24 protein-coding genes are annotated in these 26,354 nt (G+C 63.0%); 11 read left to right on the forward strand and 13 right to left on the reverse strand.

The genetic code is table 11. The annotated features are described in order from the left end of the window. Positions 1-73 precede the first annotated feature (73 nt). From bfr to C8K61_RS23575, 4 genes are all read right to left on the reverse strand, one after another. Entirely contained in the window at positions 74-538 is a 465-nt protein-coding gene (bfr, locus tag C8K61_RS23560) for a bacterioferritin (protein ID WP_108098774.1), read from the reverse strand. A gap of 58 nt (positions 539-596) precedes the next feature. Further along, positions 597-1,457: an EamA family transporter gene (locus C8K61_RS23565; protein ID WP_108098776.1), complete on the reverse strand. Its 861-nt coding sequence runs from the start codon at positions 1,455-1,457 to the stop codon at positions 597-599. A gap of 178 nt (positions 1,458-1,635) precedes the next feature. After that, positions 1,636-2,529, reverse strand: a complete 894-nt coding sequence (locus C8K61_RS23570; RefSeq protein WP_108098778.1) for a PA4780 family RIO1-like protein kinase — start codon at positions 2,527-2,529, stop codon at positions 1,636-1,638. 188 nt (positions 2,530-2,717) lie between these two features. After that, positions 2,718-3,608 (reverse strand): LysR family transcriptional regulator, encoded by an 891-nt coding sequence (locus tag C8K61_RS23575; RefSeq protein WP_108098780.1) that lies wholly within the window; start codon positions 3,606-3,608, stop codon positions 2,718-2,720. 102 nt (positions 3,609-3,710) lie between these two features. On the opposite strand from C8K61_RS23575, the gene C8K61_RS23580 reads away from it, so the two are divergent. Further along, entirely contained in the window at positions 3,711-4,352 is a 642-nt protein-coding gene (locus tag C8K61_RS23580) for an NAD(P)-dependent oxidoreductase (RefSeq protein WP_108098782.1), read from the forward strand. 117 nt (positions 4,353-4,469) lie between these two features. Here C8K61_RS23580 and C8K61_RS23585 read toward each other — a convergent pair whose 3' ends face one another. The 4 genes from C8K61_RS23585 to C8K61_RS23600 form a co-directional block, all read right to left on the reverse strand. Beyond that, positions 4,470-5,660 carry an HD domain-containing phosphohydrolase gene (locus tag C8K61_RS23585; RefSeq protein ID WP_108098784.1) on the reverse strand — a complete coding sequence of 397 codons (1,191 nt, stop codon included), beginning with the start codon at positions 5,658-5,660 and terminating at the stop codon, positions 4,470-4,472. Between the two features lie 28 nt (positions 5,661-5,688). Further along, positions 5,689-9,213 (reverse strand): response regulator, encoded by a 3,525-nt coding sequence (locus C8K61_RS23590; protein ID WP_108098786.1) that lies wholly within the window; start codon positions 9,211-9,213, stop codon positions 5,689-5,691. A 55-nt stretch (positions 9,214-9,268) separates the two neighbouring features. Next, on the reverse strand, positions 9,269-10,180 hold the full coding sequence (gene yedA / locus C8K61_RS23595) for a drug/metabolite exporter YedA (protein ID WP_108098788.1): 912 nt from the start codon (positions 10,178-10,180) through the stop codon (positions 9,269-9,271). 504 nt (positions 10,181-10,684) lie between these two features. Next, positions 10,685-11,011: a DUF1820 family protein gene (locus C8K61_RS23600; protein ID WP_108098790.1), complete on the reverse strand. Its 327-nt coding sequence runs from the start codon at positions 11,009-11,011 to the stop codon at positions 10,685-10,687. Positions 11,012-11,142: 131 nt separating this feature from the next. Between C8K61_RS23600 and miaB the strand changes: the two genes are divergently transcribed. From miaB to lnt, 5 genes are all read left to right on the forward strand, one after another. Beyond that, on the forward strand, positions 11,143-12,498 hold the full coding sequence (miaB, locus tag C8K61_RS23605) for a tRNA (N6-isopentenyl adenosine(37)-C2)-methylthiotransferase MiaB (RefSeq protein WP_108098792.1): 1,356 nt from the start codon (positions 11,143-11,145) through the stop codon (positions 12,496-12,498). 87 nt (positions 12,499-12,585) lie between these two features. Further along, entirely contained in the window at positions 12,586-13,605 is a 1,020-nt protein-coding gene (locus tag C8K61_RS23610; RefSeq protein WP_108098794.1) for a PhoH family protein, read from the forward strand. Continuing rightward, the gene (gene ybeY, locus C8K61_RS23615) at positions 13,598-14,053 is read left to right on the forward strand and encodes an rRNA maturation RNase YbeY (protein ID WP_108098796.1); all 456 of its coding nucleotides are present in this window, start codon (positions 13,598-13,600) and stop codon (positions 14,051-14,053) included. Before C8K61_RS23610 ends, ybeY begins: the two co-directional genes overlap by 8 nt. A 41-nt stretch (positions 14,054-14,094) precedes the next feature. Further along, on the forward strand, positions 14,095-14,934 hold the full coding sequence (locus C8K61_RS23620) for an HlyC/CorC family transporter (protein ID WP_108098798.1): 840 nt from the start codon (positions 14,095-14,097) through the stop codon (positions 14,932-14,934). Between the two features lie 110 nt (positions 14,935-15,044). Continuing rightward, positions 15,045-16,565: an apolipoprotein N-acyltransferase gene (gene lnt / locus C8K61_RS23625; RefSeq protein WP_108098800.1), complete on the forward strand. Its 1,521-nt coding sequence runs from the start codon at positions 15,045-15,047 to the stop codon at positions 16,563-16,565. A 26-nt stretch (positions 16,566-16,591) separates the two neighbouring features. Here lnt and C8K61_RS23630 read toward each other — a convergent pair whose 3' ends face one another. Next, entirely contained in the window at positions 16,592-17,353 is a 762-nt protein-coding gene (locus C8K61_RS23630) for a YdcF family protein (RefSeq protein WP_108098802.1), read from the reverse strand. 27 nt (positions 17,354-17,380) lie between these two features. Then, a complete protein-coding gene (locus tag C8K61_RS23635) occupies positions 17,381-17,818 on the reverse strand; it encodes a hypothetical protein (protein ID WP_108098804.1) in 438 nt (145 codons plus the stop codon). Positions 17,819-18,008: 190 nt separating this feature from the next. Here C8K61_RS23635 and leuS point away from each other — a divergent pair, with 190 nt between their 5' ends. From leuS to C8K61_RS23660, 5 genes are all read left to right on the forward strand, one after another. Next, positions 18,009-20,630, forward strand: a complete 2,622-nt coding sequence (leuS, locus tag C8K61_RS23640) for a leucine--tRNA ligase (protein WP_108098806.1) — start codon at positions 18,009-18,011, stop codon at positions 20,628-20,630. Between the two features lie 93 nt (positions 20,631-20,723). After that, positions 20,724-21,335, forward strand: coding sequence for an LPS assembly lipoprotein LptE (lptE, locus tag C8K61_RS23645; protein ID WP_108098808.1), 612 nt, complete (start codon positions 20,724-20,726; stop codon positions 21,333-21,335). A 53-nt stretch (positions 21,336-21,388) separates the two neighbouring features. Beyond that, positions 21,389-22,426 carry a DNA polymerase III subunit delta gene (gene holA, locus C8K61_RS23650; protein ID WP_108098814.1) on the forward strand — a complete coding sequence of 346 codons (1,038 nt, stop codon included), beginning with the start codon at positions 21,389-21,391 and terminating at the stop codon, positions 22,424-22,426. A gap of 106 nt (positions 22,427-22,532) precedes the next feature. After that, positions 22,533-22,718: an alternative ribosome rescue factor ArfA gene (gene arfA, locus C8K61_RS23655; protein WP_108098816.1), complete on the forward strand. Its 186-nt coding sequence runs from the start codon at positions 22,533-22,535 to the stop codon at positions 22,716-22,718. A gap of 60 nt (positions 22,719-22,778) precedes the next feature. Continuing rightward, positions 22,779-24,089 carry a lytic murein transglycosylase gene (locus tag C8K61_RS23660; RefSeq protein WP_108098818.1) on the forward strand — a complete coding sequence of 437 codons (1,311 nt, stop codon included), beginning with the start codon at positions 22,779-22,781 and terminating at the stop codon, positions 24,087-24,089. Between the two features lie 263 nt (positions 24,090-24,352). On the opposite strand, the gene lipA is transcribed toward C8K61_RS23660, so the two are convergent. From lipA to C8K61_RS23675, 3 genes are read right to left on the reverse strand one after another with little or no spacing between them, the layout of a single operon-like run. Then, positions 24,353-25,351 carry a lipoyl synthase gene (lipA, locus tag C8K61_RS23665; RefSeq protein ID WP_108098820.1) on the reverse strand — a complete coding sequence of 333 codons (999 nt, stop codon included), beginning with the start codon at positions 25,349-25,351 and terminating at the stop codon, positions 24,353-24,355. Next, a complete protein-coding gene (lipB, locus tag C8K61_RS23670) occupies positions 25,348-26,001 on the reverse strand; it encodes a lipoyl(octanoyl) transferase LipB (RefSeq protein ID WP_108098822.1) in 654 nt (217 codons plus the stop codon). Before lipB ends, lipA begins: the two co-directional genes overlap by 4 nt. Then, on the reverse strand, positions 26,001-26,273 hold the full coding sequence (locus C8K61_RS23675; protein ID WP_108098824.1) for a DUF493 domain-containing protein: 273 nt from the start codon (positions 26,271-26,273) through the stop codon (positions 26,001-26,003). The genes lipB and C8K61_RS23675 overlap by 1 nt, the downstream gene beginning before the upstream one ends. Positions 26,274-26,354 lie beyond the last annotated feature (81 nt).

Consider the following 26,354-nt stretch of genomic DNA (forward strand, 5'->3'; position numbering starts at 1 on the left):
GCTAACGCCCCTCCCACAATGGATCGAGCGTCCATGTGGGAGGGGCGTTAGCCGCGATGAATTTAATGCGGTATTACGCCTGCGACTGCAGGTAATTTTCCAGGCCGATGCGGTCGATCAAGCCGAGCTGCTGTTCCAGCCAGTACGCGTGATCTTCCTCGGTGTCCTGCAGTTGCAGAATCAGGATGTCGCGGCTGATGTAGTCCTTGTGGGTTTCGCACAGGGCCACGCCTTTGCTCAGGGCGGCGCGCACTTCGTATTCCAGCTTGAGGTCGGCGCGCAGCATGTCCGGCACAGAGCTGCCTGGGAACATCGGCTTGGCGGTCATGTCCGGGGTGCTTTCCAGAAACAGGATGCGCTGCAGCAGGGCATCGGCGTGCTGGGTCTCTTCTTCCATCTCGTGGTTGATGCGTTCATAGAGCTTGGTGAAGCCCCAGTCCTGGTACATGCGCGAATGCAGGAAATACTGGTCACGGGCGGACAGTTCGCCACGCAGCAGATCCTTGAGGTATTCGACGACTTCGTTATTGCCCTGCATTGCTATTTCCCCGCACAAAAAACCGAAGGCGAAAGCTTCGGCCGCCAAGACCGAGTGGTCAAGCCCGGCGTTTGGGCAACACGGTCACCGCCAGGCCGACAAACACCAGCGCACAGGCCAGCCAACTGAGCGGGCTGAGTTGCTCATCAAGCAGCAGCCAACCGGCCAACAGCCCGGAAACCGGCACTGCCAGGGCAAACGGGGTGACCACGCTGGCCGGATAACGGCGCAGCAGAAAGCTCCAGATGGCAAAGCCGACGGTGGTAGCGAGAAAGGCGATGAACAGCAGTGCGGCAATACCACGCAGGCTCAAGTGGGTGAGCGCGAAGCTGATGGCGGCCGGTCCTTCGAACACATAGGAAAGCGCCAGCAGCGGCAGCGGTGGAATCAGACTGATCCAGCAGATCAGGCGCAGCATGTCGGTGGCGCCGGAGCGCTTGGTGGCGATGTTGGCGCACGCCCACATCAGCGCGGCGAACACCACCAGGGCGAAGGCCAGCAAGCTATCGCCGAGCGGCCGCTGCCAACCGATCAACACCAGACCACTGGCGGCCAGAGCCAAGCCCGCCAGCGCACGGTGGCTGGGGCGTTCGCCGAGCATTACAGCGGCAATCAGAATGGTGAAGAACACCTGGCTTTGCAGCACCAGCGACGACAGCCCCGCCGGCATGCCCAAGTGCATGCCGACAAACAGCACACCGAACTTGAACACCCCGAGCAACAAGCCGATCTGCATGATCCGCCACCACGGCGCCGGCATCGGCCCACGCAGAATCAGCAACGGCAACGCCGCCAGGGCAAACCGCAGGGCGCAGAACAGCAGCGGTGGAAAATCCTCCAGGCCGACCTTGATCACCACGAAGTTCACACCCCAGATCAGGGTGACCAACAAGGCAAGCAAGGCGTGGCGTAAAGGCATGGCAGGGCTCCAGAAAAACTGGGGCCTACGCTAGCAGCTAGAGGGGGGTATGTATGGATACAGATGGGGATTTTGTTGGGCAGAGCAGATCAAGAGCATCGCGGCTAAAGCCCCTCCCACATGGATAGGTGATCCTTGTGGGAGGGGCTTCAGCCGCGATGCTTTTGGCTTTAAAAACTCACTGCAACCAAGGCGGCGGTGGTGGCTCGTCGGTTTTGGCCGGGCCTTCGGCGTCGGCACGAGCAGCCTGCTTGCGCTGTTCATCCAACCGCGCCGCTTCGATTTCGCGCATCACCGCACCCACGTCGGCACTCTCTTCTTCCTCGGCAAACTCACCGGTGAGCACGCTCGCCGGGTGCAGGGTGCCGGCTTCGTAGAGCGCCCACATTTCCTTGGCGTAGCGGGTCTGCTTGAGCTCGGGGGCGTAGCGCCCGAAGTAGGCAGCCATGTTGCCAACGTCGCGCTCGAGCATGCTGAACGCGTGGTTGTTGCCGGCCGCATCCACCGCCTGCGGCAGATCGATGATTACCGGGCCGTTGGCATCCAGCAGCACGTTGAATTCCGAGAGGTCGCCATGCACCAGGCCCGCGCACAGCATCAGCACGATCTGGCGGATCAGGAAGGCGTGGTACTCGCGGGCTTCTTCGGGCTCCATCACCACGTCGTTCAAACGCGGCGCGGCATCGCCGTCGGCACCGGCGATCATTTCCATCAACAGCACGCCGTCGAGGAAGTCGAAAGGCTTGGGTACCCGCACACCGGCACTGGCCAGGCGGAACAGGGCCGAGACTTCGGCGTTCTGCCAGTTCTCTTCCTGCTCCTTGCGCCCGTGCTTGGAGCCCTTGGCCATGGCCCGGGCGTCCCGACTGTTACGGACCTTGCGGCCCTCCTGGTATTCGGCCGCCTGGCGAAAACTGCGTTTGTTCGCCTCTTTATAAACCTTGGCACAACGTAACTCTTTACCGCAGCGCACCACATAGACCGCTGCTTCCTTGCCGCTCATGAGCGGGCGCAGCACCTCATCGACCAAGCCATCTTCAATCAAGGGTTCAATGCGTTTGGGAGTCTTCATCAGCTTTTATCAAGGGTCCTTTTTTGCCAGAGGTCGGTGGGCATGCCAGAGCGCGAAGGCCGGCTGCGGCCCATCCTCTCACAGCCCGCCGCAGATGCCGACCCTGGGAACGCGACGGAGGGCAAATCGTTGGCATGTGGAGTGGCTTCTGGATGAAATGTTGCGGCGCATTTTGCCGCTGCACAGCCCTACCCGCGCTGCAAATTCTGCTTCAGCGCTTCTATGGCATAGCGCACTTTCGCCGGCTGCGCATCGCGCCGCGGGGTGACCAAATAAATGGGCAGCGCTGCGTGCTGCCATTCCGGCAGTACCCGCTGCAGGCGACCGCTGGCCAGCTCGCCGCGCACCTCCGGTTCCGGCTGGATCGACAGGCCCATGCCCGCCAGGGTGAATTCGCGGGCGGCGATCATGTTGTTGCAACTGATCCGGCTTTCCAGTTTCAGCCGCCGCTCCTCGCCTTGGCGGTTGTGCAGCACCAGCTGCTGGGGCAGGTGCTGGGTGCTCAGGCTCAGGTAGTCGAGGTGTTGCAGCTGCTCAGGGGTTTCCAGCGGCGGATGCTGCGCCAGGTAGGCCGGCGAAGCGCAGAGCACGGCATTCCAATCGACCACATGGCGGGCCACCAAACTGGAGTTTTCCAGGCGGCCGATACGCAGGGCGATGTCGATACGCTGCTCGATCAGGTCGACCTGCTCATCATCGAAAAACACCTTCAGACGCAACTGCCGGTGCGCGGCGAGCAACGGCGCCAGCGCCCGGCTCAGGCGCCCGCCGGCAAAACCCACCGGGGCGGCGATGCGCAGCTCACCCACCGGCGCGTCGCGCAATTCCAGCAGGCGCTGCTCGGCCTCCTGGGCCAGCGCCAGCACCTGGGCGCAGCTGCGATAAAAGGTGGCGCCCGCTTCGGTCAGGGTGAGCTTGCGGGTGGTGCGGTGCAGCAGGCTGACCTGGGTACTGGCCTCCAGCTTGCTGATCTGTTGGCTGACCGCCGAGGAGGTCATGCCCAACTCGGCGGCAGCCGCCACCATCGAGCCCTTGTCCACCACCGTGGCGAACACCGCCATGCGTTTTAGCTGCTCCATTCTTAAGCACCGCTTAACTGTTTAAGCCTTTTTAGCCTATTTCTCCGACCTTTACCCATCACAGATGATGGCGACCAGTTCATCACTCACTTGGAGACACCCATGAAAATCGCCTTGATCGGTGCCAGCGGCTTTGTTGGTGCAGCTGTACTGCAAGAAGCTCTGAACCGTGGCCACGCGGTCACCGGTATTGTTCAGCACCCGGAAAAACTGCCGGCCCATGCCCAGCTCACTGCGGTGAAAGCCGATGCCTACGATGCCGCCGCCCTGGCGCCAGTGCTCAAGGGCCATGACGCCGTGGTCAGCGCCTTCAATCCGGGCTGGGACAAGGCCGACATCCTGCCGCTGTTCCTCAAAGGCAGCGCCGCGATTGCGGCGGCGAGCAAGCAGGCTGAAGTTAGCCGCCTGCTGGTGGTCGGTGGGGCCGGCAGTTTGTACGTGGCGCCGGGCCTGCAACTGATCGACACCCCGGACTTCCCTGCCGCTTACAAAAACGGCGCCGAGGGTGCACGGCAGCACCTGAACCAATTGCGTGATGAGCCGACGCTGGTCTGGACCTTCCTGTCGCCGCCAGCCTTGTTGCAGCCGGGTGTGCGCAGCGGCAAATACCGCGTGGGTGGCGAGGAGCTATTAATGGATGGCGCGGCACCAGCGGGGATCAGCGTGGAAGACCTGGCGGTGGCGATTGTCGATGAGCTGGAGCAGGGCAAGCAGTTGCGTAAGCGTTTTACTGTCGCAAATTAACCCTCAGCTCCAACATTCTGGATTCCGGCCTGCGCCGGAATGACGGAGGTTTTTGTACCTTTCGCCGTCATTCCGGCATAGGCCGGAATCCAGACTCGCATAAGCAACCCAAAAACTTCAGGCTGACTCCTGCGGCAAGGTCAACTCAATGGTCTCGCCAAACGATTCATCCAAACGCTGCAGATCAGAATTGATCGCCGCCGTGTCATCCGCCAGCCCCAGGGCCAAACTGCAGAATTCATCGGCAGCGCCAAGGAAGGCCATCACCACCATCGGGTCAAACTCGGTGCCGCTGCCGGCGCTGATCCGTTCCACCGCTTCGGCGTGGCTGCTGGTTTGCCGGTAGGGGTGGTGGGCAGTCAGTTCTTCGTAGCGCCCCACCACCGCCATCAGCCGTGCTGGCAGAGGTATCTGCTCGCCGCGCAGGCCCTGTGGATAACCACTGCCATCCCAGCATTCGTATTGGCTGTGGACGATGTGTTTGGCGTCGGTGAGAAAACTTTCGGTGCTGCCGAGTTTGTCTTCGGCGGCCTGCAGCGCGGCAAAGCCAGCCTCGGCGTGGCGGTGCAGCATTTCCAGGTCGGCGGCTTCCAACGGCACCAGCGGATGCAGAATGCGGTCGGGCAAGGTCAGCCGGCCGATGCCATGCAACATCGCCGATTTGCCCAGACGGCTGATCCGCACTGGCGTCAGCTCCTCGGCCAGGGCCGGTTGCTGGGCCACCAGGGCAGTGGCCAGCGCCACCATGTACGGTTCGATACGCGCCAGATGCCCGCCACCGGGGTTCTCACGCATGCGCGCCAGGCCGGCCATGGCTTCGATGGTGACTTCCTGGAGCTTTTCGATATCACGGGTGCGGCGGCGCACTTCGAGTTGCAGGTACTCGCTCTTGTCGCGCAGAAAGTCGGCGCCGGCTTTCAGTTGCAGCTGGGCTTTGACCCGCGCCAGTACCAGCGGTGGGCTGATCGGTTTGGTGATGTAGTCCACCGCGCCCAGGCTGAAGCCGTGCTGCTCATCGGCCACCTCGGTCTTGGCGGTGAGGAAGATCACCGGGATATCACGGGTCTGCGGGTCGGCCTTGAGGCGTTTGCACACTTCATAGCCGTCCATCAGCGGCATCATGATGTCCAGCAGGATCAGGTCCGGCGGTGGGCTGCTGATGGCAATGCGCAAGGCCTTGAGCCCGGAGCTGGCCACTTTCACCCGGTAACTGGGCAGCAGCAGTTCGCTCATCAGCTCGAGGTTTTCCGGGGTGTCATCCACCACCAGCACCAGCGCTTGCTCGGGTCGGTCGAGTATCCCGTCCATACCATCTCCTGTCGTCCAAGGTTGAGGCCTAGAGGCTCAAACCACGCTGTTCACTGGTTTGCCGCAATAACATCAGGGCCTGTTCGAAATCGTAGCAGCGAACCGCCTCGGCCAGTGGCGGGTAATCACCATCGAAAGCACTGCGCAGCAATCCGGCCTGGGCTTCGAACACTTTGCCGGCGCGCGGGTCGTCATGGGCAAACAGCCCGGCCAACTGCTGACAGACCGCCTCCAGCTGCGCGGGATCTACCGCAGCCGGCGGCTCGTCGTCCGGCGTCTGCCACAATTGCTCAATCGCTTGCAGCAACGCCTGCAGGCTCTGGTTCACTTCACTGATCAACGGCGCCAGCTCGTCGCCAGCGCGGGAATCTTTCAGCGCGGTTTCCAACAGCGCCGCCTGGGTTTGCAGATCCACCGCGCCGAGGTTGCCGGCCAGGCCCTTGAGGCTATGGGCCAGACGTTCGGCAGCTTCGCCCTCGCCTTGGTTCAGTGCCACCTGCAACTGGGCGCTGAAATTTTTCTGGCTGCCGGCAAATTTGCGCAGCAGCCGCTGGTAAAGCTCGGGCTTGCCCAGAACCCGGCGCAGGCCGCTGGCCAGGTCGACACCGGGCAACTCCCAGGCAGGTAGCGGCGCCGCGCCGACGGGCTCACTGACCATTCCGGCATCCACCCGTAGCCAATGCGCCAGGGTGCGCCAGAGCTGGTCGGGGTCCAACGGTTTGCCCAGGTGGTCGTCCATGCCCGCTTCCAGGCACCGCTCGCGGTCGGCCGGCATGGCGTTAGCGGTCATGGCCACGATCGGCAAGTGGGCGAATTGCGGTTCGGCGCGCAAGCGGCGGGTGGCGGCAAGCCCGTCGAGCACTGGCATCTGCATGTCCATCAGCACCAGGTCGAAATAGCCAGCGTCCTTGGCCAACAACATTTCCACCGCCTGCGCGCCGTGCTCGGCCTGCTCGATCTGCAAGCCGCTTTCTTCCAGCAGGCCGCAGGCCACTTCGCGGTTCAGCTCGTTGTCCTCGACCAGCAACACCCGTTTGCCCGCCAGGTTGGGCAAGCCGTTGTTGGCCACTGCCGGTTCAAGGGCCGGGACCAGGCCATTGCCACGGTTGGCCAGGGTGCTGACCACCGCGTCGAGCAACACCGAGGGGTTGAGCGGTTTCAGCAGCACATCGTCGACCCCCACTTGGCGGGCCTCGTGCAGTACCTCTTCACGGCCATGGGCGGTGACCATCAGCATGCGCGGTTGCGCCTGCAATTCGAGCCCCTGCAACTGCCGGGCGGTTTCGATGCCGTCCATGTCCGGCATCTGCCAGTCGAGCAGCACCAGGTCGAACGGTCGGCCCTGATCGGCCAGTTGCACCTGGCGCAGGGCGGCGCTGCCGGACACCGCGGTCTCCACCCGAAAGCGCATGCCCACCAGCATGTCGTGCAGCACCCGGCGGGCGCTGTCGTTGTCGTCCACCACCAGCACGCGGCGGCCGCGCAGGTTGGGCTGGGCCTGCAGCACCTGTTGGTCCTGGCTGGAGATGCCCAACGGCAAACGGCACCAGAACAGGCTGCCGCGCCCGGCCTGGCTCTGTACCCCGACCCGGCCGCCCATGGCCTCGGCCAGGCGCTTGCAGATCGCCAGACCAAGTCCGGTGCCGCCGTATTTGCGGGTGGTCGAGCTGTCGGCCTGCTGGAAGGATTCGAACAGCCGCTCCAACTGGTCATGGCTGATGCCGATGCCGGTGTCGCGCACGGCGAAGTACACCTGCACCTGCTGGGCATCCTGCTGTTCGGCGCGGATCAGCAGCTCGATTTCCCCGCGCTCGGTGAATTTCACGGCGTTGTTGGCGTAATTGATCAGTATTTGACCAATGCGCAGCGGGTCACCCACCAACTGCAACGGCAGCTTGGGGTCGAGGTTGAACACCAGCTCAAGGTGCTTGCCGGCCACTTTTTCGCCGATCAGGTTGGCGACGTTTTCCAGCACCTGCTGCAGGTTGAAGTCGATCTGCTCGATGCCCAGCTTGCCGGCCTCGATCTTGGAAAAGTCGAGGATGTCGTTGATCACTCCCAGCAGGTGCTGGCTGGCCTGCTGGATCTTGTCGACGTAGCCACGCTGGCGCGGGTCCAGCTCGGTTTTCTGCGCCAGGTGGGCCATGCCGATGATGGCGTTCATCGGCGTGCGGATTTCGTGGCTCATGTTGGCGAGAAAATCCGACTTCAACCGCGCGGCCTCCTCGGCCAGTTCCTTGGCATCGGCCATCGCCGCCTCGGCCTGTTTGCGCGCGGTGATGTCGCGGCTCACCCCGACCAATCCCAGCGGCACACCGCGGTTATCGCGAAAGATGGTGCGCAGGGTATCGAACACCACCCAATGGCCATCGGGGTAACGCACCCGGCCTTCACTTTCGTAGGTGCTGTCGCGGGTGATCGCGGTGTAGTCGTGCTCCTCGCGCTTGGCCGCCCAGTCGAGATTGAGCAGTTCGTGGTCGCGCTTGCCCAGCACCTCTTCACTGCTGTGGCCGAACAGTTCGGCGCAGGCCTGGTTGATGCCCAGGTAACGGCCCTGGATATCCTTGAACCAGATCGGGTCGGGAATCGCGTTGATGATCGCCACCAAGGTACTGCGCTGGCGCACCACCTCGGCTTCGGCCAGTTGCCGCTGGCGGATCTGCGAGCGCAGGTTGCGGTTCCACAGCACCACTACGACCAGCGCCGCCAGCACCCCGAGCAGGTACGGCCAGCCTTCGCGCAACAGGCTTCGCCAACTGAAGGCCGACAGCGGCGGCAGCCAGCGGTCGAGAATCTGTTCGCGCTCTTCACGGTCGAGACTGGCCAGGCCCTTGTTGAGCACCTCGACCAACTGCGGCCAGTCGCGGCGCGCAGCAAAATGCAGCTCGCTGCGCAGCAGCCCGGACTCGCCGCGCAGTTCGATATTGGCCAGGCTGAGTTTGCGCACCAGGTAGCTGGCGACAATCATGTTGCCGACATAGGCATCGGCGCCGCCCGAGGACACCGCACGCAGCGCTTCTTCGGCGCTGCCCACCTCGACCAGCTGCGCTTGCGGTACGGCGGCGCGCAGCAGGTCTTCGGTAACAAACCCGCGCTCAATCGCCACCCGTTTGCCGACCAGGTCCTGGATGGTGCGAATGGGCAGCTCGTGGCGGGTGAAGATCAGGCTGTTGCTGGCCAGGTAGGCGTCGGTGAAGGTCATGCGCGCCTTGCGCTCTTCGGTCAGCGCCACCGAGGGCAACAGATCGATCTGCCCGGCGCGCAGGGCTTCCAGCACTGCGCCCCAGGTGGGCAGTTGCACGGTTTCGAAACGAATGCCCAGGCGCTGGCCGAGCAGGGCCAGGTAATCACCGCTGATACCGCTGTGCTGGCCCTGCTCGCCGAGCACATCGAACGGCTCCCAGCCGCCGCTTTGCACGCCGACGCGCACCACCGGGTGCGCAGCCACCCAGGCGCGCTCCTCGCTGCTGAGGTTCAACGGCGCGGCCTGCAGCGTGCCGACCAGCGCCATCCCCAGCAGCAGGCCAGTCAGCCATGCCTTGCAACCACCCATACTGCCTCCGTTGCGTGAGCTTGCTCAGCTAGCTTAGCGAGCCTGACGCCAGACGCTACTCCTGGGCCGGCGGGCGCCTCTGCTCCTGACCAGGCTGGCGGCGCCACTGGGGCAGGCCGATGAGCACCACCGCGCTGATGATCACCAACATCGCCAGCCACTCCTCGGCACCGATCTGCTCATTGGCGAAGACGATGCCGAGCAGCACCGCCACCACCGGATTGACGTAGGCATAGCTGGTCGCTGCCGCCGGGCGCACGTGCTTAAGCAGGTAGACGTAGGAACTGAAGGCGATGATCGAGCCGAAAAAGATCAGATACAGCAACGCGCCCCAGCCGGCGGCGCTAGGCATTTGCGTCATGCGCTCACCGCTGAGCAGGCTGCCCACCAGCATCACCGCGCCGCCGCCGAGCATTTCCGTGGCACTGGCCATCGGGCCGTTGGGCAGGGGTTGGGTTTTGCTCCACACCGAACCAAACGCCCAACTGGCCGCAGCAAACAGAATCATCGCCGCCCCGGCCGGGCTGGCCTGCAGGTTGGAACCGACATTGAGCAAGGCAATACCGGTCATGCCCAACGCGATGCCGGCCCACTCCAGCCTGGAATTGCTGTGACCGAACCAACGGCTGAACAGCAAGGTAAACAACGGCACCGTCGCCACCGCCAACGCCGCCACCCCCGAGGCCACCCCCGCATGCTCAGCCAACGTCACCCCGCCATTGCCAAACGCCAACAACAAGGTGCCCACCGCTGCTGCGGCGCGCCACTCCCGCCAGGTCGGCGCCGGCGTACCGCGTAAACGCAGGTAGCCATACATCAGGCTGCCGGCAATCAAAAAACGCACCGCCGCCATTAACAAAGGTGGCCAGGTCTCCACCCCGATGCGGATCGCCAGATAAGTGGAACCCCAAATAATGTAGAGCGCGGCAAAAGCAGCAATGAGCAACAGCGGAACACGCGGACGCATGGAAAGGCTCGATGGGCGGCAGGCAAGAGAGGGAGTGTAGGAGGTGAAACAGGGAAGGCGACAGGCACAGTCAGCAAGGGGATTGGGGATACAGCCGAATCGGATGGCCGCCCTCCTCCCTTACTGGGAAAAGCGCGCAGGCTTTTGATCGTGATCTTGATCTGGCTTTTGATCCACCCGCCCCGTTAGCGAAGGCCGAGTGCAGGCGCTGCGTAAGGGGTCGAGCGGCCGGGAGCCGCGAGAGGCGTGATGGGCCATGGATGGCCCGTCTCGCCGGCCCCTGGAGCAGCGCCGGAGCGAGGGGAGTCGCAGCGCAGCGGAGACCCGAGGTCGGGGCAAGCGTTTTGGTTACTTTGCCGCGACTGGCAAAGTGACTCGCCTGTAAGAGGCGAAACCAAACGTTCAGCACACGCAATAAAGAAGAACTACGACGCCTGCGAGGGAGGCGAAACGGCGGATATCCGCTACGCAGATATTCGCCCTACAAAGGCAGACCGAACGAAATCACTTATCCGGCATAGGCATCGGAAACGGCATCACATTCCCCGTCCCCGGCCGCGCCTCACTGATCTTCGGCGTCCCCAACCGCTCCACCTCATCAATCCGCACAATGGCATGCATCGGCACAAAACTGCGCACCACACCCTCGAACTGCGCCTTCAGCTTCTCCTCACTGGGATCCACCACCACCTGCGTGCGCTCGCCAAAGACAAACTCCTCGACCTCGAGAAAGCCCCACAGATCGCTCTGATAGATCTGCTTGGCGTACATCTCGAACACCTGGCCCTGGTTGAGGAAGATCACCTTATAGATAGGTTCACGCTTGCTCATGAGAAGGAGATAAACCGTGGGAAATTTTCGGGGGCGGGATCATAGCATAGCCTCCCGGCAGGCAATGCTAGGCCGCGTGGCCGCGCATCACTATAATGCGCGGTTCTTCGAACCCGCCCCCTCGAGCCCGCATGAGCAAGAAGCTGTATATCGAAACCCACGGTTGCCAGATGAACGAGTACGACAGCTCGCGCATGATCGACCTGCTGGGCGAACATCAGGCCCTGGAAGTCACCGCCCGCGCGGAAGACGCCGATGTCATCCTGCTCAATACCTGCTCGATTCGTGAGCGCGCTCAGGACCGGGTGTACTCCCAGTTGGGCCGCTGGCGTGAGCTGAAACTGGCCAAGCCGGACATGGTGATCGCCGTCGGCGGTTGCGTGGCCAGCCAGGAAGGCGCGGCGATCCGTGACCGCGCGCCCTATGTCGACGTGGTGTTCGGCCCGCAAACCCTGCACCGTCTGCCGGAAATGATCGACGCCGCGCGCATCACCCGCCTGCCGCAGGTGGACGTCAGCTTCCCGGAAATCGAGAAATTCGACCGCCTGCCCGAACCACGCATCGACGGTCCCAGCGCCTATGTGTCGATCATGGAAGGCTGCAGCAAGTACTGCACCTTCTGCGTGGTGCCTTATACCCGTGGCGAGGAAGTCAGCCGGCCGTTCGACGATGTGCTGGCCGAGGTGATTCACCTGGCCGAGCACGGCGTGCGCGAAGTGACCCTGCTGGGGCAGAACGTCAACGGCTTCCGGGGCGTCACCCATGACGGCCGTACCGCCGACCTGGCCGAGCTGATCCGTGTGGTCGCTGCCATCGACGGTATCGACCGCATCCGCTACACCACCTCGCACCCGCTGGAGTTTTCCGACAGCCTGATCCGCGCCCACGCCGAAGTGCCGGAGCTGGTGAAACACCTGCACCTGCCCGTGCAGGCTGGCTCCGACCGCATTCTGGCGGCGATGAAGCGCAACCACACCGTGCTTGAGTACAAGTCGAAGATCCGCAAGCTGAAGGCCGCTGTGCCGGGCATCAGCATCACCTCGGACTTTATCGTCGGCTTCCCTGGCGAAACCGAAAAAGACTTCGAAAACACCATGCAGCTGGTGGCAGATGTCGGTTTCGACTTCTCCTATTCCTTCGTTTACAGCGCTCGTCCCGGCACCCCGGCGGCGGATCTACCGGACGAGATCCCGGCGGAAACCAACCGCGAGCGCCTGGCGCGTCTGCAACACCGGCTGGACCAGCAAGGCTTCGAGATCAGCCGCCAGATGGTCGGCAGCATCCAGCGCGTATTGGTCAATGACTTCTCCAAACGCGACCCTGGCCAGCTCACCGGGCGCACCGAGAACAACCGTATCGTCAATTTCCGCTGTGATAATCCGCGCCTGATCGGCCAGTTCGCCGACGTACGGATCGACGAAGCCAGACCGCATTCCTTGCGCGGCAGTCTGGTCACTGAAGACGAAGCCGTGGCCGAGTGCCACTAAAGCCGCAGATGCCCGAGCTTTCCCACTCGGGCATCCGGGGTTATCCTTCGTTTCACCTTACTTGCCGAGTGGCGGCTACACACGACCTTGAACGCACCCATAGAACCGCATCGTTTTATCCTCGAACCCTTTGAAGCTCGCCGCTTCGCCAATCTGTGCGGGCAATTCGACGAGCACCTGCGCTTGATCGAACAGCGCCTGGCCATCGAGATCCGCAACCGCGGCAACCAGTTCGAACTGGTGGGCGCTCCCGAAACTACCCAAGCCGCCGAGCAACTGCTGCGCCGCCTGTACCGGGAAACCAACGCCACCCAACTGTCCCCCGATATTGTCCATCTGTTCCTGCAGGAGTCTGCGGTGGAAGAGTTGGCCAGCAACACGGTGGAAGCCAGTGTCGCCCTGCGCACCCGCAAGGGCATGATTCGCCCCCGCGGCGTCAATCAGCAGCGCTACGTGAAGTCGATCCTCAACCACGACATCAATTTCGGCATCGGCCCGGCCGGTACCGGCAAAACCTACCTGGCCGTGGCCTGTGCCGTGGATGCCTTGGAGCGCGAGCAGATCCGCCGCATCCTGCTGGTGCGCCCGGCGGTGGAAGCCGGCGAGAAGCTCGGTTTTCTGCCGGGCGACCTGTCGCAGAAGATCGACCCGTACCTGCGCCCGCTCTACGACGCCCTGTACGAAATGCTCGGTTTCGAGCAAGTGGCCAAGCTTATCGAGAAACAGGTGATCGAAGTGGCACCGCTGGCCTACATGCGCGGTCGCACCCTTAACAACAGCTTCATCATTCTCGACGAAAGTCAGAACACCACCCTCGAGCAGATGAAGATGTTCCTCACCCGGATCGGCTTTGGCTCCACCGCCGTGATCACTGGCGACATCACCCAGGTCGACCTGCCGCGTGGCACCAAGTCGGGCCTGACCCACGTGATCGACGTATTGAAGGACGTGCCTGGCATTTCCTTTACCCACTTCCTGTCCAAGGACGTGGTGCGCCACCCGCTGGTGCAGCGCATTGTCGAGGCCTATGAGCGCTTCGAAACGGCGGCCGAAAGCACTGCCTCTGTAAACAAGAAGGCACCCGAGGCAGACCGCGGCAATGCTTGAGCTTGATCTGCAAAACGCCAGCAGTGCCGCCAGCCCAAGCGAAGCCCAGTTCCGCCAATGGTGCGAATTGGCGCTGCGCCAGCGCACGGCCGACTCCGAGCTGACCATCCGCCTGGTGGATGAAGCCGAGGCTCGCGAACTCAACCACACCTATCGGCAGAAAGACTACGCCACCAACGTGCTGTCTTTTCCTGCCGACGTGCCCGATGAACTGCTCGACATCCCCCTGCTTGGCGATCTGGTGATCTGCGTGCAGGTGGTCGACCGCGAAGCCGCCGAACAAGGCAAAAGCCTCGAGGCCCATTGGGCCCATTTGGTGATTCACGGCTGCTTGCACTTATTGGGCTACGACCATATCGATGACGACGAAGCCGTCGAAATGGAAACCTTGGAACAACAATTGCTCGCTGAACTGGGTCACCCTGACCCCTATGCAGGCGACGAATAGCCTGGCTCCCAGGCACCAGAAAGGAACACTGAGTAAACAGCATGAGCGAAGACCGATCGAGCAGCGGGCAAAAATCCTGGTTAGGCAAAATTACCCAGGCTTTTGCCCATGAGCCGAAAAACCGCCAGGAGCTCCTCGAGCTGCTGCGCGAAGCCCACCAGAACAAACTCCTCGACAGCGAAGCGCTGGCCATCGTCGAAGGCGCCATCCAGGTGGCCGACCTGCAGGTGCGCGACATCATGGTGCCGCGCTCGCAGATGGTCAGCATCAAGGCTGGCCTGACCCCGCAGGAGTTGATTCCAGCGATCACCGAGTCCGCTCACTCGCGCTACCCGGTCATCGGCGAAAGCCTGGATGACGTGATCGGCGTGCTGCTGGCCAAAGACCTGCTGCCGCTGGTGCTGCAGCGCGACAGCCAGGCCTTCAACATCAAAGACATGCTCCGCCCGGCCACCTTCGTGCCCGAGTCCAAGCGCCTCAACGTGCTGCTGCGCGAGTTCCGCGCCAACCACAACCACATGGCCATCGTCATCGACGAATACGGCGGCGTGGCCGGTCTGGTGACCATTGAGGACGTGCTGGAGCAGATCGTCGGCGACATCGAAGACGAACACGACGTCGAGGAAGACAGCTACATCAAACCGCTGCCCAGCGGCGACTTCCTGATCAAGGCCCTGACCCCTATCGACGCCTTCAATGAGTCGTTCGACAGCGAGTTTACCGACGATGAATTCCACACCGTCGGTGGCCTGGTGATGAGCGCCTTCGGCCATCTGCCCAAGCGCAACGAAGTGGCCGAAATCGGCGACTTCCGTTTCCGCGTATTGAGCGCCGACAGCCGCCGCATTCACCTGCTGCGCCTGACCCGCATCGACCGGTAAAAATGTTCGACGCACTTACCAATCGAGAACGTAGGTTGGGTTGAGCCGCAGGCGAAGCCCAACGTTACGCATACGACCGCAACACCGATCTACCGACCAACAGGAAAACAATGAACTGGATTTCTAAGGCCGGTTGGCCAGGCAACGTCATCGCGCTCGCCGCCGGCGCCATCACCACCCTCGCCCTCGCCCCCTTCGATATCTGGCCGCTGGCCCTGCTCTCCATCGCCCTGTTCTACCTCGGCCTGCGCGACCTGACGCCGCGCCAGGCCATGGGCCGTGGCTGGTGCTTTGGCTTTGGCGTGTTCGTCGCTGGCACCAGTTGGATCTACGTCAGCATTCACGACTACGGCGGCGCCTCGGCGCCGCTGGCGCTGTTCCTGACGGTCGGCTTCTGCGCCTGCATCGCCTGGTTCTTTGCCTTGCCGGCGTTCCTCTGGGCGCGCTGGCTACGCCGGGTAGAGGCACCACTGGCCGACGCCCTGGCGTTCGCCGCGCTGTGGCTGGCGCAGGAAGCCTTCCGCGGCTGGTTCCTCACCGGCTTCCCTTGGCTGTACGCCGGCTACAGCCAGCTCGATGGCCCGCTCAGCGCCCTGGCGCCGGTGGGCGGCATCTGGCTGATTTCCTTTGTGCTGGCGCTGACGGCGGCGCTGCTGATCAACCTGCCGCGCCTCGGTCAGCGCAAGGCGTTCCTGGCCGCAGGCGTGGTCCTGCTGATTGCGCCATGGGCAGTGGCGCTGGGCCTGAAGAACCATGCCTGGACCGAACCGGCCGGCGCTCCGCTGAAGGTGGCGGCAATCCAGGGCAACGTCGCCCAGGAAATGAAGTGGAACCCCGAGCACGTCAACGCGCAGCTGGCCCTGTACCGCGACCTGAGTTTCAGCGCCAAGCCGGTGGACCTGATCGTCTGGCCGGAAACCGCAGTGCCGATTCTCAAGGAGTTCGCCGACCCGTACCTGGGTGTGATGAACCGTTTCGCCAATGACCGTCAGGCCACTCTGATCACCGGCGTGCCGGTACGCCAGACCAATGCGCAGGGCGAAAAGCGCTACTACAACGGCATCACCGTGGTCGGCCAGGGCAGCGGCACCTACCTGAAACAGAAGCTGGTGCCGTTCGGTGAGTACGTGCCGCTGCAGGATGTGCTGCGCGGCCTGATCGCCTTCTTCGACCTGCCGATGTCCGACTTCGCCCGCGGCCCGTCCGACCAGGCATTGCTGGATGCCAAGGGATACAAGATTGCGCCGTTCATTTGTTATGAAGTGGTGTACCCGGAATTTGCCGCCGGCCTGTCGGCGCAAAGCCAGCTGCTGCTCACGGTGAGCAACGACACCTGGTTCGGCACCTCGATTGGCCCGCTGCAACACCTGCAGATGGCGCAGATGCGCGCACTGGAAGCCGGGCGCTGGATGATCCGTGCCACCAACAATGGCGTCACCGGCCTGATCGACCCGTTCGGCCACATCACCACGCAGATTCCACAGTTCGAACAAGGCGTGTTGTACGGCGATGTGGTGCCGATGCAGAAGCTGACACCGTACCTGCAGTGGCGCTCGTGGCCGCTGGTGATCGTCTGCTTCCTGCTGTTTGGCTGGGCACTGCTGGCGAGCCGAATCGCTAAAACCGTCTGACCTGGCATAGCTCCTACGGGATCGAGTTACCGGTAGAACAACGGATAGGCAATCTGCCCCGCCACTTCGTTGAGCAGGTTGCCGGTCTGCCACATGGTTTTGCTTTCCGGCAACCAGCCACCCAACGGCCGCTGATTGGGCACGCTGATAAAGCCCACCGGCGCGCTGACCACCTGCAAACCAGCCTGTTCGAAACACCACCGCGACCGCGGCATATGTGCGGCCTGGGTCACCAGCACCACGCGCTGAATACCGGCGGCGTGCAGGATGGTGGCGCTCAGTTGCGCGTTCTCCCAGGTGGTGTTGCTCTGTCCTTCCTGCCAGCGCACGGGCACACCAAGGTCCTGGCTCATCACGTCGGCCATCAGCGCCGCCTCACTGACCGCCTCGCCATACGGCTTGCCGCCACTGATCAGCACCGGTAAGCCGGAGGCTTTGGCCAGGCGCGCGGCATAACGCACGCGCTCCACCGCCAGGTGGCTGGCCTGATCGCCGCCCCAGGCCGGATCGTCGCGCTCACGCCCGGCGCCGAGCACCACAATCGCATCCGCCTGCGTCGCCAGACCGGCCCACTGACTCTGCGCCAGTGCCGGTTCACGCTCGACCAGTTTGGCCAGGCCTTCCACGGCCACCGGCAAGCTGCTCAACCACAGCCCGCCCAGGCCGAGAACAAAACAGCCAAGGGCCAGGCGCGGCATGCGTCGACGCAGCCACCAGGCCAGTAACAGCAGCAGGAACAGGCAGCCAGGCGGCAGCAGCAGTTGTTTGAATAGATATCGCAGGACCATCACGCACCTCTCCAGGGTGCGCGCAGCCTACCGGGGTTTGGAGGCGCGGAACAACTGCGAGCCGCAGGCACTGCAAGGCTGGATGCCTTCACCAGGGTGCCAGTAGGCGGCGCTACCGCAGAGCGCGCAGAGCAGCTTTTGTCGACGACGCATCAGGCCTTTGGGCTTGGCCACCTTGGCGATGTGCACGGGGCGCGCAGGTTTGATGGTGGGTGCGGGGCTTTGCTCGATCAGCGCCAGCTCCTTGGCCGCTGCGTGCCAACCGCGCAGCCAGTGCAGGTCGCGGTCGAGGTAGGCGCGAATCAGCTCCAGCTCGGCCGGACTAAGGCCACGCAGTTCGAGTTCTTCCGGAGTCTTGTTTTGCAGACGGCTGTCGCTGTCAGCTTCATCGAGGGCTATGGCAAGCCGATGCAACAGGCGCTCGTAGAGACCGCCCTGCGCTGCTTCGTGCCGTAATTCAGCCATCCTCACCCTCGCCAGCTCCGTGCCAGTTGCCCTTTCAGCAAAGCTTAGCGCTGCCCCTGCAAGCAGATGGCTGCTGCGACCAACGGCGGCGGCCCAGGCGACGGGCGTAATCAGGGTTTCCCAGGCCGCAGCGGGCTCATGTATGCTACGGCGTTCTTCGCAACGTCCATTTTTCAGTCCAAAAGTAGCCATGCACGAACACTATCAGCCCCGTGAAACCGAAGCCGCCGCGCAAACCTACTGGGACGAGCAGAAGTCCTTCGTAGTCAGTGAACAACCAGGCAAAGACACTTTCTATTGCCTGTCGATGTTCCCCTACCCCAGCGGCAAGCTGCACATGGGCCATGTGCGCAACTACACCATCGGCGATGTGATCGCCCGCTACCAACGCATGCAAGGCAAGAATGTGCTGCAGCCCATGGGCTGGGATGCGTTCGGCATGCCGGCGGAAAACGCCGCGATGAAAAACAACGTCGCGCCCGCCAAGTGGACTTACGAAAACATCGCCTACATGAAGAACCAGCTGAAAAGCCTGGGCCTGGCGGTGGACTGGACGCGCGAAGTCACTACCTGCAAACCGGACTACTACCGCTGGGAACAATGGCTGTTCACCCGGCTGTTCGAAAAGGGCGTGATCTACCGCAAAAACGGTACCGTGAACTGGGACCCGATTGACCAGACCGTACTGGCCAACGAGCAGGTTATCGACGGCCGTGGCTGGCGTTCCGGCGCGCTGATCGAAAAGCGCGAAATCCCGATGTACTACTTCAAGATCACCGCCTACGCCGATGAGCTGCTGACCAGCCTCGACGACCTGCCGGGCTGGCCTGAACAGGTCAAGACCATGCAGCGCAACTGGATTGGCAAATCCCGCGGCATGGAAGTCAGCTTCCCCTACGACCAGGCTTCGATTGGCCAGGCTGGCAAGCTGAACGTCTTCACCACCCGCGCTGACACCCTGATGGGCGCCACCTACGTGGCCGTGGCTGCCGAGCACCCGCTGGCCGCCATCGCCCTGCAGAAGCTGCCGGCGGATCAAGCCGCCGAGCTGCAAGCCTTCATCGACGAATGCAAACGCGGCGGCGTGGCTGAAGCCGATATCGCCACCCAGGAAAAGAAAGGCCTGGCGACTGGGCTGTTTGTTGAACATCCATTGACCGGTGAAAAGCTGCCGGTGTGGGTCGCCAACTATGTATTGATGCACTACGGCGACGGCGCCGTGATGGCCGTACCGGCGCACGACGAGCGCGACTTCGAATTCGCCCACAAGTACAGCCTGCCGATCAAATCGGTGGTACGTACCAGTGCTGGCGACGAGAACCCGGCGCCATGGCAAGCCGCCTACGGCGAGCACGGCCAACTGATCAACTCCGGCGAATTCGACGGCCTGGACTTCGCTGGCGCCTTCGATGCCATCGAAGTGGCGCTGCAGAAAAAGTCCCTCGGCCAGGCCCGCACGCAGTTCCGTCTGCGTGACTGGGGCATCAGCCGTCAACGCTACTGGGGCTGCCCGATCCCGATCATCCACTGCGATACCTGCGGTGACGTGCCGGTGCCGGAAGACCAACTGCCGGTGGTACTGCCAGAAGACGTGGTGCCGGATGGCGCTGGCAGCCCGCTCGCACGCCTGCCCGAGTTCTACAGCTGCACCTGCCCGAAATGCGGCGCCGCGGCCAAGCGCGAAACCGACACCATGGACACCTTCGTGGAATCGTCCTGGTACTTCGCCCGCTACGCCTCGCCGAACTACACCAAAGGCATGGTCGACCCGGCTGCCGCCAACCACTGGTTGCCGGTTGACCAGTACATCGGCGGCATCGAACACGCGATTCTGCACCTGCTCTACGCGCGCTTCTTCCACAAGCTGATGCGCGACGAAGGCCTGCTCGACTCCGATGAGCCGTTCAAGAACCTGCTGACCCAGGGCATGGTCATCGCCGAGACTTACTACCGTCTGGAAGCCAACGGCAGCAAGACCTGGTTCAACCCGGCCGACGTCGAAATCGAACGTGATGCCAAGGCCAAGATCATTGGCGCCACGCTGAAGACCGACGGCCTGCCGGTGGAAATCGGCGGCACCGAGAAGATGGCCAAGTCCAAGAACAACGGCGTCGACCCACAGTCGATGATCGACCAGTACGGCGCCGACACCTGCCGTCTGTTCATGATGTTCGCCTCGCCGCCCGACATGAGCCTGGAATGGTCCGACTCAGGCGTTGAAGGGGCGCACCGCTTCCTCAAACGCGTCTGGCGTCTGGCCCAGGCCCACGTGGCCCGCGGCGTACCCGGCAGCCTCGACGTGGCCAGCCTCAGCGACGCACAGAAAGACGTGCGCCGCGCCATTCACCTGGCCATCCGCCAAGCTAGCCAGGACATTGGCCAACACCACAAATTCAACACCGCCATCGCCCAGGTGATGACGCTGATGAACGTGCTGGAAAAAGCAGCCCAGGACAGCGACGCCGACCGCGCCCTGTTGCAGGAAGGTCTGGAAACCGTGGCCCTGCTGCTGGCGCCGATCACCCCGCACATCAGCCATGAACTGTGGCTGGAGCTGGGTCATGAAAGCGCCGTGATCGACGCCCAGTGGCCAGTGCTCGACGAAAGCGCCCTGGTGCAGGACAACCTGCAGTTGGTGGTGCAAGTAAACGGCAAGCTGCGCGGCCAGATCGACGTGCCGGCAACTGCCAGCCGCGAAGAAGTCGAGGCCGCTGCACGGGTCAATGAGAACGTGTTGCGCTTCCTCGATGGCCTGACCATTCGCAAGGTCATCGTGGTACCGGGCAAGCTGGTCAATATCGTCGCGAGCTGATGACGTATCGCGGTAGCCATTGGCGCCGCGAACACCTATTTGAGTTGGCGCTGCACCATAGGCAGCGCTACAGATGGTTTAAGGGGATAACAGATGATCAAACGGAATCTGATGGTAGTCGGCCTGGCAACCCTGCTCAGCGCCTGCGGCTTCCAGCTGCGCGGTAGCGGCGACATGGCGTTCGCCCTGACCGAACTCAACCTCACCGCACGTGATGCCTACGGCCCGGTGGTCAAGGACCTGCGTCAGACCCTGGTCAACAGCGGCGTCAACGTCCATCCGGGCGCCCAGTACACCGTGGCGCTGACCAGCGAGTCCAGCAAAAGCCGTACCGTCAGCTATACCGGCAGTGCCCGCAGCGCCGAATACGAAACCACGATGGAAGTGGCCTATGAGCTGCGTGGTGCGAAAAACGCAGTGTTGCTGACCAACACCGTCGACGTGCAAAGCACCTACGTCAACGACGAAAACAACCTGATCGGTTCCGAGCAGGAGTCCAAGCAGCTCACTGACGAACTGCGCCAGGAGCTGGTTCGCCAGTTGGCTCAACGCCTGCAACTGATCACCCCAGCACAGTTGGAGCAACTGCAAGCCGCTGCCGATGCCAAGGCACAAGCCGAAGCCGACGCCATCGAAGCCGCACGCAAGGCTGAGGCCGAAACGCCGCAGCAATCGCCCCTGCAGCTGCCGATCAAAGTCCAGTAACACCGTTCGGGCCGCGCAAGCGGCCCGACATTCCCGCCGATGTCCTCTCGCCTATGAAGCTTGCCCCCGCGCAACTCGCCAAACACCTGCAAAGCGGCCTTGCGCCGGTCTACGCCATCAGTGGCGACGACCCGCTGCTGTGTCAGGAAGCGGCTGATGCCATTCGCGCCGCCACCCGCAGCCAGGGTTTCACTGAGCGCCAGGTGTTCAATGCCGACGCCAGCTTCGACTGGGGCACCCTGCTGCAGGCCGGCAACAGCCTGTCGCTGTTTGCCGACAAGCGCGTGCTGGAATTGCGTATTCCCAATGGCAAGCCGGGCGACAAAGGCACGGCAGCGCTGCTCGAATACCTGTCGCGCCCACCGGAAGACACGCTCCTGCTGATCAGCCTGCCCAAGCTCGATGGCAGCACGCAGAAAACCAAGTGGGCCAAGGCCGTAATTGAAGGCCCGCATGCGCAGTTCATCCAGATCTGGCCGGTGGAAGTGCACCAGTTGCCGCAATGGATTCGTCAGCGCATGAGTCAGGCCGGCATGAGCGCCACCCAGGAAGCGGTCGACCTGATCGCCGCCCGCGTGGAGGGCAATCTGCTGGCAGCGGCGCAGGAAATCGAGAAGCTCAAGCTGCTCGCCGAAGGCAACCAGATCGACGCCAGCACCGTGCAAGCGGCGGTCGCCGATAGCGCCCGTTACGACGTGTTCGGCCTGATCGACGCAGCCCTCAATGGCGAAGCCAGCCACGCCTTGCGCACCCTCGAAGGATTGCGTGGCGAGGGCGTCGACAGCACCGTGGTGCTCTGGGCCATCGCCCGCGAACTGCGCCTGCTGGCGACCATCGCCCAGCAATATGGCCAGGGCATTCCGCTGGAAAAAGCCTTTAGCCAGGCGCGCCCACCGGTGTGGGACAAACGCCGGCCGCTGGTCAGCAAAGCCCTACAACGTCACTCGGCGGCGCGCTGGAACAAGATGCTGCAAGACGCTCAGCGCGTGGATGCGCAAATCAAAGGCCAGGCCGCCGGTGACCCTTGGCTGGAAATCAGTCGCCTGACCCTGCTGCTGGCAGGACAACGCCTGTCGCTGCCTCAGGAGTGATAAACGGCGCTGGACAGCGCCGCTCGACAGGCAGATGATCCGCGCCGCGGGGCTCCCCTCCTTGCTGTTAGCAGCGCTCAGCCACCCGCCCCGCCCGAGGACTGTCATGGCCACATCGAAGAAACGCCCCAATAAAGCCAAATCCATCATCGCCCAACCCCTGTTCCGCAGCCGCCAGGAACAGCCGAAGAAAGGCAAAGGCAGTTACCGCCGCGAAGCCTCCCAGCAAAACTGGGGGGCTTCTGTCTTTTCAGGGCTGTGCTTTTTTGCCGGGGGCTTTTTAGCCGCCTGAAATCCCTCGATCCCGTCAGCATGATAAGGTGGCCGCTGTTTACCGCTTTGAGACCTGCTGATGTTCAACCTGTCACCGCGCACCCTGGCCTGCGCCGCGCTGAGCTTTCACTTCAACTTGCTCACCGCCTGCGCCGAAGCCCCCCAAGCGCCACAGTCCCCGACTTCTGCTGTACCTGCCGCCACCGCCGCTCCGACTGCCGCTGGCGTTACCGCCCAGCCCGCCGCGCCGGTTCCCGCACAAAGTTTTGAACAGTGGCGCGACCAGTTGCGCAGTGACGCCGTCGCCGCTGGCATCAATGCCGCACTGTTCGACCGCGCCTTCGCCAACGTCACCCTCGACCCCGCCGTGGTCGCTGCCGACAGCAGCCAACCAGAGTTCACCCGGCCAGTCTGGGAATACCTCGACGGTGCTGTCTCGGCCCGGCGCATCGCCAACGGCCAGGCGCAATATGCGCAACAACAGGCCACCCTCAGCCGCATCGAACAACGCTACGGCGTGCAGGCGGAAGTGCTGGTGGCGGTCTGGGGCATGGAGAGTGCCTACGGCAACAATATCGGCAGCAACAGCGTGATTCGCTCGCTGGCCACCCTGGCCTATGAAGGGCGTCGCGCCGCGTTCTGGCGGGAACAGCTGATCGCCGCGCTGCAGATTCTCCAGCACGGCGATATTGCCCCGGAACGGTTGGTCGGCTCCTGGGCTGGCGCCATGGGCCAGACCCAGTTCATGCCCACCACCTACAACCAGCACGCGGTGGACTTCGACGGCGATGGCCGCCGCGATGTCTGGTACTCCTCCGCCGACGCCCTCGCCTCGGCCGCTCACTATCTGCAGCAGTCCGGCTGGCAGTTGGGCAAGCCCTGGGGTTTTGAAGTACGCCTGCCGCAAAGCTTCGACTACGCCCTGGCCGACCCGGATAGCCGCAAGAGCGTGGCCGAGTGGACGCGCCTCGGGGTGATGCCGGCCAGTGGCAAGGCGCTGGCACCGACCTTGTCCGGCGAGTCGGCAACCCTGCTGCTGCCTGCCGGCCATCGTGGCCCGGCGTTTCTGTTGCTGAGCAACTTCCGCAGCATCCTCAAGTACAACAACTCGTCGTCCTATGCGCTGGCCGTTGGCTTGCTGTCGGACGGCATTCGTGGCGCCAACGCCGCCGTGCTGGCCGACTGGCCGCGTGACGACCCGCAGTTGGGCCGTAGCGAGCGAATTGAATTGCAGGAACTGCTGACCGCCCATGGCTTCGAGCCCGGCGCCGCTGATGGCATCCTCGGCGCCAACACGCGAAAGGCCGTGCGGGCTTATCAGCAGCAGCTTGGATTGCCTGCGGATGGCTATGCGGATCACAGCTTGTTGAACCGGTTGCGCAGTCAGTAACAAAAGCATCGAGGCTGACCGGAGCGCCGGACCGGCCGCTTGCGGTCCGTAGGAGCGGCTTCAGCCGCGATGCTCTTGAGGCAATAAAAAGGGCGACCCATGGGCCGCCCTTTTTGCTTTGGCGATTTCAGCCGCTCATCTTTCGAGATCGAGCGAGCTAGAGCGGGGCAAGGCAAAAATGCTTTTTGAAGCGCAGTTGGCTGTAGCCAATGAGCATTCAAAAAGCATTTTTAACGCCGCACCGCCGACGCGCAGCCGATCGGTTACTTCTTGGCACCGTGTGCTTGCTGATCGGCGTGGTACGAAGAACGCACCAGCGGGCCGGAAGCCACGTTCTTGAAGCCCATCTTGGTGCCCTCTTCGGCAAACCAGGCAAAGATGTCCGGGTGCACGAAGCGCTGCACCGGCAGGTGGTTGCGCGAGGGTTGCAGGTACTGGCCAAGGGTGAGCATGTCGATGTCATGTTCGCGCATGCGCTTCATCACTTCGATCACTTCTTCATCGGTCTCGCCCAGGCCGAGCATCAGGCCCGACTTGGTCGGCACGTGCGGCACGCGTTTCTTGAAGTTTTCCAAGAGGTCCAGCGACCACTCGAAGTCCGAGCCCGGACGCGCGGCCTTGTACAAGCGCGGTACTGTTTCCAGGTTGTGGTTGAACACATCTGGCGGCTCTTGTTCGGTGATGGCCAAGGCCACGTCCATCCGGCCGCGGTAGTCCGGCACCAGGGTTTCCAGCTGCACGCCCGGCGACAGCTTGCGGATTTCCCGCAGGCAGTCGACGAAGTGCTGGGCACCGCCGTCGCGCAGGTCGTCGCGGTCTACCGAGGTGATCACCACGTACTTCAGGCGCAGGTCGGCAATGGCCACCGCCAGGTTCATCGGCTCGTCGGCGTCCAGCGGTTTTGGTCGGCCGTGGCCGACATCGCAGAACGGGCAGCGACGGGTGCAGATGTCACCCATGATCATGAAGGTGGCGGTGCCACCGGAGAAGCACTCACCCAGGTTCGGGCAGGAGGCTTCTTCACAGACGCTGTGCAGTTTGTGTTTGCGCAGCAGTTGTTTGATTCGGTCGACTTCCGGCGAAACCGGCACCCGCACTCGAATCCAGTCGGGTTTGCGCGGCAGTTCTTCGGTGGGCAGGATCTTCACCGGAATACGCGCCATCTTCTCCGCACCGCGCAGTTTTACGCCCATTTCCACCTTGGCCGGTGGGGCTTTAACCGCGGTGCCGGTTGCTTCGTTGCCAGCTACTTCAATGCTCATAGCGATTCAATTCCGCCCGTCAGGGTCGTCTGTTCAGCGTAGTCGAGGTGTGTGACGAGCTGCGCACGCAGCCGGGCACTTACTTCGGCAAAATCTATCGGTCCCACCTGGTCACGCAGTTGGGTCATGGCCATCCCGGCATACCCGCAAGGGTTGATGCGCTGGAATGGCTGCAGGTCCATGTCGACATTCAGGGCCAGGCCATGGAAGGACCGGCCGTTACGAATGCGCAGGCCCAGCGAGGCAATTTTCGCCCCATTTACATACACGCCAGGCGCATCAGCCTTGGCTTCGGCGTGCACACCGTAACTGGCAAGCAGCTCGATCAGGCTGCGCTCGATACGGCTGACCAGCTCACGCACGCCCAGGCTCGAGCGGCGCACGTCCAGCATCAGGTAAGCGACCAACTGGCCGGGACCGTGGTAGGTCACCTGGCCGCCGCGGTCGACTTTGACCACCGGGATATCACCCGGGAACAACACGTGTTCGGCCTTGCCGGCCTGGCCTTGGGTGAAGACTGGCGGATGCTCCAGCAGCCAGATTTCGTCGGGCGTATCCACCACCCGAGAATCGGTAAAGTGCTGCATGGCATGCCAGGTCGGTTCGTAAGGGACCTGGCCGAGCTCGCGAAAGCCCAGGCGCTGGGTCATCAGAGCACCATATGCACGCGGCCGGTGGCGCGCAGGTCGCTGTTGATGTCTTGCAGTTGTTCGATGCCGGTGGCGGTGATCAGCAGTTGCACGGTCAGGTATTTGCCGTTGCGGCTGTCGCGCTGCACCAGAGTGTCCACGTCCAGATCAGGTGCGTGGCGCTTGAGAATATCGATGACCAGCTCGGTAAAACCCTCGCCCGCATCGCCGATGACTTTGATCGGGTAGCGCTCGCAGGGAAACTCGATGGTTACGGATGTGGCGTCTGTCATGGCGGTCTCGGCGGGCTTTTGGCCTGCGGAAATCAGACGTCAGCTTGCTCTTTTGGAGCTAAAAGCCGACGTCTGTGGCTA

This window comes from Pseudomonas sp. GV071 (assembly GCF_003050835.1).
GTDB lineage: Bacteria > Pseudomonadota > Gammaproteobacteria > Pseudomonadales > Pseudomonadaceae > Aquipseudomonas.